We start from the raw sequence: 15,094 nt of genomic DNA, 5'->3' as shown, positions 1-15,094 counted from the left end.
CGCGTACTCGTCTCTTTTGTAAGACTTGGCGCAAAGGACTGAAATGATATATCCGTGAATATCTCCACGACACGTCATTGCAAAATAATTCCCGAATAATTAAGCCCAGCCATAAATGACGGGTAAAATTACTCGGGAAACGATGTAAAACAGGCGGTTATGAGTTACCGGATGGTTGTCGTTGGTGTCGTGATTATCCTAATTCCGCACATAATCCTCGGGATAGTGGAAATCAAGTTTGCCGTTTTCGGGTTCATCAATGGGAATTTCCGTCTTTAACGGCTCTACCTTGAAATTCTTGATGGTTGATAAGTCTGTATCAGCAAACGATTTCGGGAAAAGGGCTTTGATGAACTTGGCACGGTTATCCCCATTGTAGTATCTCTTGTACAGGAAACGCTCAGAGATATTCCATACGAAGTGACGGAGTGGAATGTTGTTGATGTCTTTGGTAAACGGTCTTTGTATGGGCTTCGGGGTATAAGTGTTAAGATTCATCCATTTGTCCACCTCAGTACAGATGTGGTTCACGGTTTCTTGGTCGGCAATGCGAGGCAGGTAATAATGGCAATACTCCATGACCATGCGGATGCGCTCTTCCTTTTCCCGTTGCTCTCTGCTTGCGTAATTGGCACGGTTCTTTTCGTGAAGATCCGGGGCGATAGTAAGCTCTATCGGTTGTGTTTGGATAAGTGTCTCTTCTTTTGTCGGGGATGATTCGGGTACAGGCTCAGGGACTGATGTAGGTCCAGGCACAGATGTGGCTTCTTCAAGTGTATTTTGTGACAGTTCTTCCTGCACCTCTATGGCTTCGGCAATCGTTTCTTTCTTGCCGAACTTGATTTTGTAGATTTCGTATGTATCAAAGATAAGTGTCTGAAAGGAGAGATAGAGCAACCATCCCAACAGGTTACAGCATACGAATACTATCCACCTGACAAAGTTGTCTTGGTTGAAGCTGTCCGCTATTACCAGCGTGGCAATGGAAGATATTAGGACGATGGCGAAGCCGACAAAGCCCAAGATGATGTATTTGTCCTTGATTGATGATTCCATATTTCGTTGAGAGATTGAATGTTCCTGTATTATTTTGTGCAAAGTTAATGCTATTTTTCCCAATTACTGCCCGTTATTTGCGGTTAGAACGGTCTTTTTCAATGTATTTCACGAAATGTCATCATATCATACTCTGTTTCATACTCTGAGGGGCTTATAAATGGTGGCATCAAGCCAAAAACATAGAGGGGCGATTATAGCCTTGTAGCCATAACCGCCCCTCTGAATACCTGTCAATGTGAGACATTTATGCCTCCTTGCGCTTCAAGGTTATCTTGTCCACCACCTGACACATCTGCTGCGCTGCTATCTTGGAATAGATTTGTGTGGTGGTAATGTTCTTATGTCCGAGATAGGCTTGGATGACAGCCATGTCCGTTCCCATTTCCACGTGCAGGCTTCCGAAGCTGTGGCGGGTACAGTGAAAGGTGATTTTCTTGGTTATCCCTGCTGCCGTGAGCCACCGTTGGAGTGGTCCTTGCAGCATCTTGTCCTTGAAATCCTCAAAGATAAGTCCCTCGCCCCGTTCTCCCAGCAGTCCATAGGCTTCATCACTGATGGGGTTATGCACTATTTCTTTGGTTTTCTGCATACGGGTGGTAACGAACATCCTGCCGTTGGTGTATGGTTGTATCTGCTGCCACGTGAGCTGTCTGATGTCGCTCTTTCTCAGTCCCGTAAGACAGGCGAAAAGAAAAGCTTTTTTCAAGACCTCCTCCTCACAGGGTGTTTCGGCAAGCCGTATCAGTTCCTCTTGGCTCAAATGCTCCCTGATGGTGGGAATGCACTCGATGCGGTCTAAGAAGCCGTTTGGGTTCTCCTTTATCTTCCTGTCACGGTAGGCGGTGTGCAGCACGGCACGGAAAGTTGACCAATAGCCTGCTGCGGAGTTGATGTGCAGCTTTTGGTTGGTGTGGATGGATTGGGGTGCATCAAGCAGGTATTCCATGAACTTGCGGCACAAATCCACATCCACCTCCTCAAAGGTGCATTTGCCGTTCACGAACCGCTGGAAATGCTTGTATACGTGCTGCCACTTGATATTCTTGCGGTCAGCCAGTCCTTTGAAATAGGCAAGGAAATCGCCCTTCATCTTGGTCTTGTCAAAAAAGCCGTTGTTTTCATTGAAAATGGCTTCGTAGCGCTGGTTGCGCAGGATGACCGCTTTCTTCATCATGCGTGCGTTGAAGTCCCGTTCCTGCTGGTTTGCAGGTTTGGCGAAGATGTAAATTCCTAAGGCTTCACGTGTAATCACTCTCATGGTGACATTGTCACGGTAGCCGGGATAGTAGTCAAGGCATAGTGAATACTGTGTCCCGTTCTTAATCTTGCGCTTACGCAAGGTAACTGTTTTGCATTTACTCATAATAATTATGTTTTAATTGGTTGTATACATTTTGGAGTTGTATCCATGTTTCCGATGGCAAAGGAACAACGTGAAATATCCGTGAATACCTCCACGATACATCATTTTGAAATAATTTTCGATAATCCCGATTTTTCACGGTTATTTGTTCCTTTCAGCCATGACACGCTCCACATCTGAGCGCAAAAGCAGGTTTTTCACACCCACCTTTATCTTTTCGATGTGCTTCACCTTGACGATATGGCAGATGTTGGCTGACGAAAGACCATAGATTTGCTGCACCTGCTCAACGGTATAGTAGCGTTCATCGTTCACAAGGTCAGTTCTGCGGAGTTCGTTCAAATGTGATTTGGAGTAATAGGTACGCCCGTACTCTCTTTTAGTGGGTATCTTATGGCGATAGGTGTAGGCACGGAGTGCGGTCGGCTTCATGCCGAACAGTTCCTCCACCTCCTCGGTCAGTAGCCAGTCGGTAATTTCGCTAATATCAACTGCCACACCGAAAAACTCGTCAATATGCTTCTTGCTGTAATAGTTCTTTCCTGCGATACGGCAGATGGGGATATGGTTACGCTTGGCGGAAGTGTAAAGCCATGACTGCTTTACCTTAAAAAGGGACATCACCTCCTCGCCCGAATAGAAGTCCAACACTTCTTCGCTTTCCTTTTCCCTTTTTTCTCTTTTGGCAGGTAAGGAAGATGAAGATGATTTCCTTGGTGTGGAGGTGTTGCCGGGCAGGATGCGGTGATAGGGATTGCCCTCCAACATCTGCTCGATGTCGGCTCTGCGGATGAATGCCATGCGGTTGCTGATGCGTGAGGCTTTCAGCTTGCCGATGGCTACAAGTTTGTAAATGTACTGTCGGGAACAGCCCATGAGGATGGCTGCTTTGGAAAAGGTGAGATACTCCTGATGCTGTATCTCCATCAAGGGTTGGGCGACTTTGAAGAGGTTGTTCTTCTGCATCACTCTGGCTCGTTTGGCTTCTGCCTGACAAGCCTCACTGCAATATCTTTGCATACCGCTTCGGGTTACAAAGGACTTGCCGCAAAAACTGCATTTTCTGGTTGCTTTCATACCGTTTTATCGTTTAATGGTTCATTTCTTCAATCCTATATCTCTGAAATGGTAAACGGATGTGAACGGAAGTCAACCATTGTCGCTTTTCTACACAGTGTGACTGTTTCCGCATATCGGGGCGGTTATTGTCGCTTGTCGTAAACGGTTGTAAACCCTTGTCAACTGTCTGCACGGTGTGACAAAAAACAAGCCCCGCAAATTCTCCACGTCAGAAATACGTCTCAAAAATATGTGGAAATTTGGGAAGCGACAAATGGCAACCGAAAAGTGTTAAATTTTAGAATATGCTGGTAATTAAAGATTTACACTCGGATATTTCTGATTAGTTTTGGTTGTTCTATGGTTATAAATACATCGAACAATATCTTACATTTGAGTAGTTCATTTTTATTAGGGATTATAATAGGTAATTGCCTAATATCATTAATTTGTATATTAACAGTAACATTAATAAACTCTCTATAATAGTCAAATAAAAGTTCGGAGTTTAAAAGAGTGACAATAAAATAATTCGGCACTTCATTTACTATGGAAGAAAGCGACATGGAACCTACATCATTCACTGATTTATATTTTAGTTTTGCTTTTAACAATCTAGCTTGAGGGTTTAAAATATTTGTCCAACAAAACCCCTCCCTAAAATAATACATATATCCCTGATATCTTGCTTTAGGATCTGCCTTAAGAAACCCGACGTTTTCTTTGCTCCATGCGATAGCAAATGGTGTTTCTAAATACCAGCGATTACCATCTTTATCTCCCTTATCATAAGGAACATAGAATTTTTTATTTTTATCAATTCCATTCAATTTCTCTTCTTCAGTAAGTTGTTCTACATCAGCAATCTCATCTTCTTCTACCAAACGATAAATATATCCTTGACCAAAAATATCTCTTCCATATTTTTCTTTCAGATTATCAAATAGCTCTGCTATAGCAGCTTCTGATAAAGAATTTAAGTAATCATTAATATTAGCATATTTTTCAAGGGCATCAATTTTAATTTTCTTTACCTTTATTGCTTTTGCTAATTTTCTTGGACGTGAGTCAATGATATTTTTAGCCCATTTAGTTGATTTTCTTACAGCAATATATTTTCCATTATTTGCTGTGGCTAACCCTTGTCCTCCTTCAGTTAGGCAACCTAATAATGCGACATCTCCCGGTTTTAAACTTTCTCTATATGCTTGTAGTTCTTTTTTATTCTTAGAAATATTTTTACTTGTAGATATCTTATCCCACCACTTTTCATATAAATCTTTAACCTTTTTCCCATATAGGTCATAGATTTTCAAATTATATTCAGTAGGTTTAAAAATAACAGAATTCTGAGTTTCAATATATATTTTTTGATGTATGAAATAAATATCAGGAGTTTTCAAATCTTTGCTGCCATCCAAGAATTTTAAAATATTCTCTTTTGAAGAAGACTTTGAAAAGGATGTGATACAAGTATCTACCATAGCAGCTTCAAATGGATTGGCTGTGTCAAAAATATATCTAACAGTTTGAGATAAAACAAGATCTCTTAAATTCCTTTTAGTTTGAGTAGTCCAAAATGTTTTGGGAGTAATATAACTCAATACTCCTCCTTTTTTTAATAGATTATTTCCTTTGAAAAAGAAATGATTGTACGTGTCGTCAGCAAAACCATATTGACTTTCCAATAATTTTTTAAATTCTACAGAAATTCCTTTCGTAGAGATGTACGGCGGATTTCCAATTACTACATCGAATCCCTCTTCCAATCCAAACATCCATTCGGGGTCAAAGAAAGGCGAACTTGCATTTTGGTCATAAGGATTCCACTGAGAAAACTGTATGGCATCTTCAGGTGCATACTCACCACTTTCTTTCAGTAGATTGGCCAGCTTATCCCTTAATTGGGCATCTTCATTCCGTAATTTCTTTTTAGCAGAAGCTGATTTCGCATAAAAGTGCTCTTTTCTTACTTTCAGTAATTCCTGTTTGGTATTTTCTATATCCTCTTTATCAAAAATCGTCAATTGAGCAGGTTTTGATTTCATCCCAATTAGTGTATTCGCCGCCACAAATTTAGTTTCCAAATTGGGCAGAGTTAATACTCCATAGTTTTCTTCAGGTTTAGATAAATCCATTGCTTCCTGCTCTACAATCAGTGAAATAAAGAAACGTAATTTACTGATTTGTGAAGCAATCGTTTGTATATCAACTCCGTAAATACATTCTTCAATCAAATGTAACTTCAAGTCGTGATGTGAAGCTTTATTCTTAGCATCCAACTTTTCTAAGATCTCTACCATTCTATTCAGTATTCCCATAGGAAATGCTCCGGAACCACAAGCTGGGTCAAGAATTTTTACGGCTCGAAGTTCTTTAGCTATTTTCTCACATAAAGCGTGATTATTTGCTAAAAATTCGGGTAATGTATCTTGTTCAAATAGTTGATGGATTAATGCCTCATCCAAATCAGGTAATGCATTATTCAAATAAGCTATTAAGGATTCATCAACCATATAGGCTACAATCTCTTTTGGTGTATAAAAACTACCAGATTGTTTACGAGCAGATTCCTGTGTCTCAGGATTGAAGGCTCCTAATAGGTTTTCAAAAACGTTTCCTAATAATTCAGGGTCTAAAGCTACCTGAACCTCATTCGGCACATTTTCTTCCACCGTAAAATTATAGCGTTCCAATAATGGGATTAAGCCTTTCTCTTCGTCAAAAAAGACTGCATTCGGGATAAATGCCCGATGCTTGAAATTTCCGTTTGAAAATTTTTTGTCACTTCTGCTAAAGCCATCTAAATGATATTTTATGCCATCTGTACTCTCTTCTTTATCTAGACATTCAAAAAGCCCTCCGTTCAAAAATGGGATAGGGCGAAATAAATTTAAAACTTCTTCTTCGGAGATATTAAACATTTCCGCATAACGGTATCGGGTTTTAATATCCCGCTTATCAACCAATTTTGCAAACTCTCTTTCAATTACCGCCTTGTTTAAAGTAGCAAAAAACAGATTTTGTAAAATAGCATTGTAATAACTTCCATTAGAAGTACTATGAGGATCAAAGTCTTTTAAGATTTCTGATAACTTGTCCGTTTTAAATAATTCTTCTGGCACCAAATGTTTTTGTTTGATAAACCAAACAAATAACAATCGGGTAATCAAACGAATCATTTGCTCTTCCAACTTTACATGGTCATCATCTGAAGTAGCAGTATCATTGGGAAATGTAATACCTACTTCGGTTGTAAGTGTCCATTGATACCATTTAAACAAATCATTGTAGAATTCCTTGGTCAGTTTTTCAACGGAAAATGCTTCCTGAATAGTATCAAGATCTTTAAACGTACAATTTCCAATTCTTTGTCTAAAAGTTTTATTATGTTCTTCTGGATTAACGAAATAAGTAAAGCGTTTCCAAGATGAATATTTTTTACTTGCTTTCCCGTCCCAGTTTCTTCTGATGAATGAAAACCTAAACTTTCCCGATTCGTCATAAAAAACGAAAATAGCTCCATCCTTAAAATCTTCTTTTAAAACTAATTTTGCGATCTCAAATTGTTTTTTCTTGGAAGAACGCTCTGACAATATTCCATTATACTTACATGCAAAAACAATCAATTCGTCAGAATTTTTAAACGATACATTTCCAATTCTTGTTAATCCCGAAAAATCAATATAATCCTTATCCGCTATGATATAGGTTAAATCTTCTTCTTCATTTTTAAATGATGAAATTGATCCCCTAAAAAAATCTGCTAATGTTTTTATTGAGAAAGTATGTATAAGTTCATCCATTTCCTTGATATATAAGCGTTTTAATCTTAATTAGGTAAAAATAAGAATTAACTCACAGTAAATCTGTATTTTGACTGCTTTTTTGTTGTCGCCTAAAATTTTTTTTCAGTTTTTTATTCATCTATCCCAGCGACACATCATAATGATTCCTCATACGGAATTCGGTGATTGATGGAACGCCCCAGTGTTACCTCATCGGCGTATTCTAATTCATCTCCAACTCCAATTCCTCGCGCAATGGTTGAAAGCTTGAGAGGCAATTCCTTGAGCATTTTATAAAGATAAAAAATAGTGGTATCTCCCTCTATCGTACTACTAAGGGCAAAAATAATTTCTCGAGCTTTGTGTGCTCTATCTATAAGAGGCTGAATGTGAAGTTGGTCTGGCCCAATGCCTTCCATAGGGGAAATTTTACCACCTAAAACATGATAAACGCCTTGGTATTGGCCTGTGTTTTCTATCGCCATTACATCACGAATATCTTCAACAATGCATATAATTTTAGAATTTCGGTAGGGATTTTTGCAGATTTCGCATTGCTCTTCATCACAAAGAGAATAGCAAGTTTGGCAACGCCGAATCTCTTTGACCAAACGTATGAGCGTCTGTGCAAAAAATTCGGTTTGGCTAGCGGGTCTTTTCAATAAATGCAGGGCTAGGCGAAGGGCGGTTCTTTTGCCAATACCAGGCAATTGAGCTATTTCTTCTACGGCTTTCTCTAGGAGTTGACTCGGGTAATGATGCATGGGGCAAATTTAATTTTTTTTAAATGATTTATTATTTTTTTTTAAGCCTTAAAAAATTTTCTCTCCTCTATTTTTTTCACATCTTAATCAATTTTTTGCAACTCTATCTTGATATCTTTTTTCAATTTCAGCTGGCTCTTAGTATATTTGATGAAATCAATCTAAAATCATAAAATCATAAATTTCTTAAAAAAATTAAGAGATGAAAATTATTTCTGCAAATCAAATCCGAGCATTAGATAAAGTTACTATGAAGAATAAAAACATCTCTTCAATCGAATTAATGGAACATGCGGGACAAAAATTATACACTGAAATTTATAAAAAACATGCAGCTGCCAAAACTTTTGCAATCTGCTGCGGCAACGGCAACAATGGCGGAGATGGACTGGTCTTGGCTCGCTTGCTACACCAGCAAGGCTGTAAGGTCATTATTTTTTGCTCATCTAGAAAAGAGAAAAAATCAGACGAAAATCTAAAAAATTTTTTAAGGCTTGAAAAATTAGGTGTTCCGATTTTAAGATTTGAAGAAATCAAACCCATTAAAGATGTGATTTGGGTTGATGCCCTCTTCGGGACTGGGCTAAACCAATCTTTGGCGGGTAAATGGAGAGAAATCGTTAATAAAATCAACAATTTAGAAGGAAAAAAAATAGCAATTGATGTTCCTTCTGGTTTGATGGCTGATAAAATTGGGGCAACAGAAGATGTTGTTTTTCAAGCAGATGAAACCTTGACAATTGGGCAACCAAAGTTGACTTTTTTCTTCCATGAAACAGGGAAATATGTTGGAGACTTTAAAATTATCGATATTGGGTTAGATGAAAATTACTTGAATTTTTTACCCTCTGATTTTTACTTTTCTAGCACAAAAGAAATCAAAAAAATCTATTCGCCCCGTGAGCGATTCAGCCACAAAGGAACTTATGGGCACGCACTCATCATTGCAGGTAGTTATGGGAAAATAGGTGCTGCTGTACTTTCCACACAAGCTGCGCTGAGAGCTGGTGCGGGGCTTGTTAGCAATTTCACTCCCCGTTGTGGCTATGATATTTTACAAATTTCTGCTCCTGAAGCAATGACTTTGACGGATGTAAATCAGAATTTTTTAACTCAATTCCCAGCCGTTGAAAACTTCAAAAGCATAGGTGTAGGCCCAGGTTTAGGACAAGAAAAAACTACGCAAAGAGCTTTCTTTAGCTGGCTAGAACAAACAAATTTTGAAAAAAAGAATTTAATTTTAGACGCTGATGCTCTAAATTTTTTAAGCCTTAAAAAAAATTACTTAAAATTCTTGCCTTCTAATTCAATTTTGACGCCTCACCCTAAAGAGTTTGAACGCCTCGCTGGAAAGATGACAAACAGCCTAGAACGAATCAATTTAGCTCGTGAATTTGCTCAAGAATTAAATATTATTTTGGTATTAAAAGATGCCTACACAGCTGTGATTTCGCCAAGTGGAGAAGTTTTTTTCAATTCCACGGGAAATTCCGCTTTATCTACTGGGGGCAGCGGAGATGTGTTGACAGGCATCATCACTGGGTTGTGTGCACAAGGTTATTCAACTTTAGCTGCCTCAAAAATAGGTGTTTGGCTTCATGGGAAAACGCCAACATTGGCTCGAAGCAAAGCATCTGAAGAGAGTTTTACTGCTTCCACGATTTTAGCTTATTTAGGCTTGGCTTTCAATCAATTAAATTCAAAGGATTAATTCTCTCTCAAGAGCTTATTTTAAAATTTAAAACAAGCTCTTAGAAATATTTTTCTCAGCAAATTTGATTTTTCACCTCTCCCTAAAAAAGAGACTAATCGGCTTAAAAAATTTTTAAGCCTTGGGAAGGAAGATTTCCGCCATCATACAGCGGGCACTTCCTCCGCCTAATTTTTCAATCGTAGGAATTGCAACAGGAATGATTTCATTGTATTTCTCTAAAGCCTCCAACTGGATGGTTTCCAAAGAATTGAATGCTGATTGCGACATGACTAATTTTTTCTCTCCATTTTGAGATTCTACTTGTAACATGTTCCCCGCAAAATGATTCATCTGCTGAGTTGTAATCGTAATGATTTCTTTCCCGCTATTTTTCAAGAATTTTGTTACATTTTTCCGTTCTTTTTCATCTAAAATAGACTCTAAGCAAATCACCACATATTGATGGGCTACACACATCATGACATTGGTATGGTAGATCGCTTTATTTTCACCATTAGAATTTTGTAAGGCTTTAAAAATCACTGGTGTAAACTCAAATTCTTCACAAAATTCAAGCAATAAATTTTCATCTGTGCGGGGTGAAATTGCGGCATAAGCCAAACGATTTTCTCGATCTAATATCATGCTACCTGTTCCTTCTAGGTAAATTTGATCTTCTTCTGCTTCTGTAAAATCAATTACATCATTGATTTTGAAACCATGATTTTCGATGATTTCAAAAATTTCAGGGCGACGCTCAGCTCTTCTATTCTCGGCATACATCGGGTAAATCGCAATATTTCCGTTAGCGTGGGTGCTAAACCAGTTATTGGGGAAAATAGAATCAGGTGTGTGCGGTTCTGCCGTGTCTTTGACGACTAAAACTTCTACTCCTGCGTCTTTCAACTTACTAACCATCGCTTGGAATTCTGCCAAGGCTTTTTCTTGATTTACAAAGAATTCACTTTCTGCTGGTTTTTCTTGAAAATAGTTGTTTTTAGCAGTCTCTGCATTGTAGCCAAAAGCGACAGGCTCTACCATTAGAATGCTTTTAGCGTTTTGATTTTCAGTCGGGTTTAGATTTTCCATTTATAATATTTCATATTTTTTCCCAGGTAGGGGTTTGATTAAATTTTTAAGCTCCAAATCTAATAAAATTGGCATGATTTGAAAAGTAGCTAAGCCTGTAGAAGTAGAAATTTCATCAATGTGTAAGCTAGCTTTTTCTTTCAGGCATTCGTAGATTTTGCTCTGATTTTCGGTTAATTCTACAAAAAGCTCTCGTTGTTTTTTTTGATTTTTCTCTTTTTTAAAACCTAAATATTTTAAAACATCTGCCGCTTCTGTGATTAAAAAAGCTTGATGGTTTTTGATTAAATGATGGCATCCCGCACTTTGCTCATCGGTAGTTCTTCCTGGCATAGCAAAGACTTCACGATTGTAGGCATTAGCGTGACGCGCTGTACTCATGGCTCCTCCAGCAATGCGTGACTCTACGACAATGGTGGCATGCGACAGACCTGCTATGATACGATTTCGGCGAAGAAAATTTTGTGGCTCAGCTTGATGAAAAGTACTAAATTCTGAGACCACTCCTCCTGTTTCTAGCATTTTTCCTGCTACCGCTGTGTGTGCTTTGGGGTTAATTTGGTTTAAGCCATGTGCCATTACGCCAATGGTAGGCAAATGATTTTCTAGGCTTGCTTGGTGTGCTGTTACGTCAACACCAAAGGCTAAGCCGCTGACAATTGTGATGGGGTAAGCAGCTAATTCTTTTATCAACTGTTCTATAAAATTTCTCCCGCGGCTTGTCATTTTACGCGTTCCTACGATTGCTAAAAATTTACCTTCATTTAAATTCACATTCCCTTTGGTGAAGATTACTGGCGGAGCATCAATGCATTCTTTCAGCAAAAAAGGATATGATTCACTCTGGATTTCTAAGGGTTTAATGTTTTTCAGTTTTCCTTTTTCTAGTTCGGCTTGCGCTAATTCTAAATACTGATTATCTCCAATGGCATTTGCAATTTTGGCTGAAATTCCCGGGATTTTTATTTTCTCTGATTTTTCTAAACCCCAAACTTTTCTTGCGCTACCAAAATGCTGAATTAGTTTTCGATGGTTTGCATTTCCTACCCCAGGCGTGTAGCTTAGGGCTAATTGATATAGTAATTCGTTTTCCACGCTTAAATATAGTTATGAACTTGTTAATATCTAAATTCTAAAGCTTAATTTTTTTTACAACAGATTTATTATTTTTGTGATTATGGAGATTTCAAAGATACTGAAAGATTTGCTTTTTGAGCATGAATGTGTGATTATCCCTGAATTTGGTGGATTTATTGCCCGAAATGAGTCTGCGCAGTTTGACCGTGTAAATTACACATTTACACCACCGCGTAAAGTCATTTCATTCAACCCTATGCTAAAGCATGATGATGGTTTAATCATTTCTGCTATTGCTCAAAAAAATGAATTAGACTATTCTGAGGCTAAAAAAATCTTATCTACTTGGGTAGAAGATATAAAAATTAAACTTCAGCAGAATCAGAGTTTTCATTTTTCTTCGTTGGGTCAATTAAGGGCTGAGCATGGGATTCTTGAATTCACGCCACATCATCGTTTGAATTTAGATAAAGAATGCTATGGCCTTGCTTCCTTTGAAATGCAGAGACTCATCAAAGCTCCAGTAGAAACGCCACAAAAAGTTTCTGTTTACAAAGAATGGCAATCTTATGCGGCGGCTATTGTTTTTGCACTAGGTATTGGGGCTACTGGTTTTTATGCTAATCAAAGCGTCTTTAATTCACAGTTGAGCAGTTTCTTCCCTATTTCGGTTTCTTCTGCACAACAAGATATGCCTGCCGCTTCTACTAAAAATAAAGTGATTGAAAGTCATGAAATTTCTAAAGGCTTAGAAAATTCTGTTGAAAATCAAAGCAATGAAATTGATATAGAGGAGGTTTCTAATTCTATTGAGATTAAACCCTACCAAGTCATCGGTGGCTCTTACAAAAAATACCACCAGGCAATGGAACGTGAAGCTTATATGAGAACACATGGCTATCCTGAAGCAGTAATTATAGGGAATGTTAATAATTTTACCATGGTAGCTTATCAAACTTTTGATAATCGAGAAGATGCGCTAAAGCTTAAACGCGAGATTGAAAGGAAGGGTAAAGATGTTTTCTTAAGAGAGGAATAAGTTTTTTGTTCATTATTTTGATAAAAAAGGATTTTTTTTTAAGGCTTAAAAAATTTTCCTTTTTTTTTATAAAAATTAAAAAGGTTTAAAAAAATCATATTTTATTTTTTTAGCCTTGAGAAATTTCAGAAAAACTTCTAAATCATAATAAAAAACAAAGCCACTTTTCAGTGGCTTCATTTTTTTGTTTATCAAATTCAAATTAATTTGATGTTGGTGCAGCATTAGCTTCGGTTGGCCAGTAAGGATTTTGATAAATCACACTGTTTTCTGCTTTTCCATCGGGTGAAGTCAACAAGAAATGCTCTAAGTTGATGGGCGATAGATAGTGTGCCATTGTCCAGTTCAATCCATTATAGAATAAATTTCCTGATTCTCTAATCTGATAAGGTCTTAGATAAAGACTGGCTGATTTAGGAGAAACGTTAGGGTCTTCTTCTGGCATAGCGACTAATCTTGATTTACCTTCTTCATCCACATACCATTCTTGCATTGGCCCCCAAAGTTTGAAACCTTCTATTTGATAATTATTTAACTGCTCTAGAGAACGCCATCTCTTTAAATCATTCATCCGTTTAGATTCTGCGATGAACTCAGATCTTCTCTCGCGTCTGATGTTGTACATTACCTTATCTACCAAGCTTCCTGCGGTGTACTTCGCCCAGTCATCTTCTTTTGATAGGTCTGTTGCATTGATGGTAATGTAGGGATCTGCTGGCAAACCAGCTCTAGTTCTTATAGCTCCCCAGTATTGCAATGATTTACTACTTAAGTTATTGTCTTTTGTATATTGGGCTTCAATGTAATTTAAATAAGCTTCGCCTGAGCGATAAACCAAACTCCCTATATCTGAGTCCACAGTTGATTTCAGATGTTTTTCGTCAGGGTTCAAGCCTTTTCTAATTTCGTAGCCTGTTGTTGACTTTCTTTGATTAATATCTAAAATATTAGAGATTCTTGCTTTTACAACGGTATTTGTTGTTAAATAATCACCTGGTTGCTTCATAAACATTTGTAACCTTTCATCACGATCTTTACGGACGGTTTCTATATAATCATCTCCATGATAGCCTGAATTGGGTGCATAAATAGGTAATCCGTTTTTCATTAAAAAGGATTCCACATAGCTTTTAGTATAGCCTGTTGCTCCGCCTTCCATGATGTAAGTCATTGTTTTATGCCCCACATATTTTTCATCATATTTTCTCCACAAGAGAACTTCTGAATAACCAGCCATATTAGTGTCTGAGAACATCATGTAGTAAGGATTCTCAAAAACTCCCGAAGCCCCAATTTTGTGATTATTTTCTACCAAAGGAGCTGCCGTAATAACGGCTTCTGCACTTTCCATTGCTTCAGACAAGAAGAAGTTAACTTCACTATCAATATCAATACTGAAGCTAGCTAAATAATCTTTATTTGCTCCTGGCCATCCTGGCCCTCCAGGAACAAAAGCGGTGCCTTTAAAGTTTTTTAGCCAAGTTCCTTCGTACAGAGCTACTTCTGATTTTAGTAACTGAGCCACTTCTTTGCTGATTCTATTTTTGTTTGAAACAGGGCTGCTTTGTAGTAGTTCAATGGCTTTATCTAAATCTTGTAGTATGAATCTTGCGACTTCATTTCTTGGTCTTCTTTTTGAGGCTTCTATTAGCTCTTCTTTTTCATCTTTTAGAACTTTTGTAATGATTGGAAAATCACCAAAGGTTTTTAACTTCCCAAAATATTCTTTTGCTCTTAAGAAGTAAGCTTCGCCGATGTAGTGTTTTATCCAAGTTTCGTTTCCAGTGATTTTACCAGCCTCATACTTAGGCAAGGTTTTATCGAAAAAATAATTCATATCTCGAATGTAGCCAAAACTCCAAGCGCCTCCATTGGCGCCTACTTTCCACTCACCGGGTAGGAATATACCATTCCCATTCACCCCAGCTTGATTATCGGTGCCGTTATCTCCTAAGAAAGTTCCAGCGCCCCACCCACCATGGGTATAGAAATTATATTTACTGATGGTGTATGTTGCCAATTGATCTTCTGTAGAGAAATACACTTCTGGAGTAACGTTAGAGAGTGGAGCTCTGTCTAAATAATCGTTACAGCCCGTTAAACCTAGAATGGCTATTCCAGTAATTGCTATATTTTTTATTATTTGTTTCATTATTAATATTT

At 37.8% G+C, this 15,094-nt stretch carries 10 protein-coding genes; 2 read left to right on the top strand and 8 right to left on the bottom strand.

Going from position 1 to position 15,094, the window contains the following annotated elements:
- Positions 1-198: 198 nt before the first annotated feature.
- The 5 genes from tnpC to recR all read right to left on the bottom strand — a co-directional run bounded on the left by tnpC (position 199) and on the right by recR (position 8,033).
- A complete protein-coding gene (gene tnpC, locus D5J18_RS04110; protein WP_004339687.1) occupies positions 199-1,056 on the bottom strand; it encodes a transposon Tn4555 protein TnpC in 858 nt (285 codons plus the stop codon).
- 247 nt (positions 1,057-1,303) lie between these two features.
- Positions 1,304-2,422, bottom strand: coding sequence for a tyrosine-type recombinase/integrase (locus D5J18_RS04105; RefSeq protein ID WP_004338318.1), 1,119 nt, complete (start codon positions 2,420-2,422; stop codon positions 1,304-1,306).
- Between the two features lie 141 nt (positions 2,423-2,563).
- Positions 2,564-3,499, bottom strand: coding sequence for a transposon Tn4555 protein TnpA (gene tnpA, locus D5J18_RS04100; protein ID WP_004292844.1), 936 nt, complete (start codon positions 3,497-3,499; stop codon positions 2,564-2,566).
- Positions 3,500-3,804: 305 nt separating this feature from the next.
- Positions 3,805-7,287 (bottom strand): Eco57I restriction-modification methylase domain-containing protein, encoded by a 3,483-nt coding sequence (locus D5J18_RS08875; RefSeq protein ID WP_260377468.1) that lies wholly within the window; start codon positions 7,285-7,287, stop codon positions 3,805-3,807.
- A 137-nt stretch (positions 7,288-7,424) separates the two neighbouring features.
- A complete protein-coding gene (gene recR, locus D5J18_RS04085) occupies positions 7,425-8,033 on the bottom strand; it encodes a recombination mediator RecR (protein ID WP_119057754.1) in 609 nt (202 codons plus the stop codon).
- A 202-nt stretch (positions 8,034-8,235) separates the two neighbouring features.
- Between recR and D5J18_RS04080 the strand changes: the two genes are divergently transcribed.
- Entirely contained in the window at positions 8,236-9,744 is a 1,509-nt protein-coding gene (locus tag D5J18_RS04080) for an NAD(P)H-hydrate dehydratase (RefSeq protein ID WP_119057753.1), read from the top strand.
- 114 nt (positions 9,745-9,858) lie between these two features.
- Here the strand turns inward: D5J18_RS04080 and ctlX are convergent, their stop codons facing one another.
- Entirely contained in the window at positions 9,859-10,815 is a 957-nt protein-coding gene (gene ctlX / locus D5J18_RS04075; protein ID WP_119057752.1) for a citrulline utilization hydrolase CtlX, read from the bottom strand.
- Positions 10,816-11,910 (bottom strand): DNA-processing protein DprA, encoded by a 1,095-nt coding sequence (gene dprA / locus D5J18_RS04070; RefSeq protein WP_119057751.1) that lies wholly within the window; start codon positions 11,908-11,910, stop codon positions 10,816-10,818.
- Positions 11,911-11,992: 82 nt separating this feature from the next.
- Between dprA and D5J18_RS04065 the strand changes: the two genes are divergently transcribed.
- On the top strand, positions 11,993-12,931 hold the full coding sequence (locus D5J18_RS04065) for an HU domain-containing protein (protein ID WP_119057750.1): 939 nt from the start codon (positions 11,993-11,995) through the stop codon (positions 12,929-12,931).
- Positions 12,932-13,133: 202 nt separating this feature from the next.
- Here the strand turns inward: D5J18_RS04065 and D5J18_RS04060 are convergent, their stop codons facing one another.
- On the bottom strand, positions 13,134-15,083 hold the full coding sequence (locus tag D5J18_RS04060) for a RagB/SusD family nutrient uptake outer membrane protein (RefSeq protein ID WP_119057749.1): 1,950 nt from the start codon (positions 15,081-15,083) through the stop codon (positions 13,134-13,136).
- Positions 15,084-15,094: the final 11 nt, after the last annotated feature.

The sequence above is a fragment of the Candidatus Ornithobacterium hominis genome (assembly GCF_900538215.1).
Taxonomy (GTDB): domain Bacteria; phylum Bacteroidota; class Bacteroidia; order Flavobacteriales; family Weeksellaceae; genus Ornithobacterium; species Ornithobacterium hominis.
This window is presented reverse-complemented; position numbering and strand designations above follow the sequence as displayed.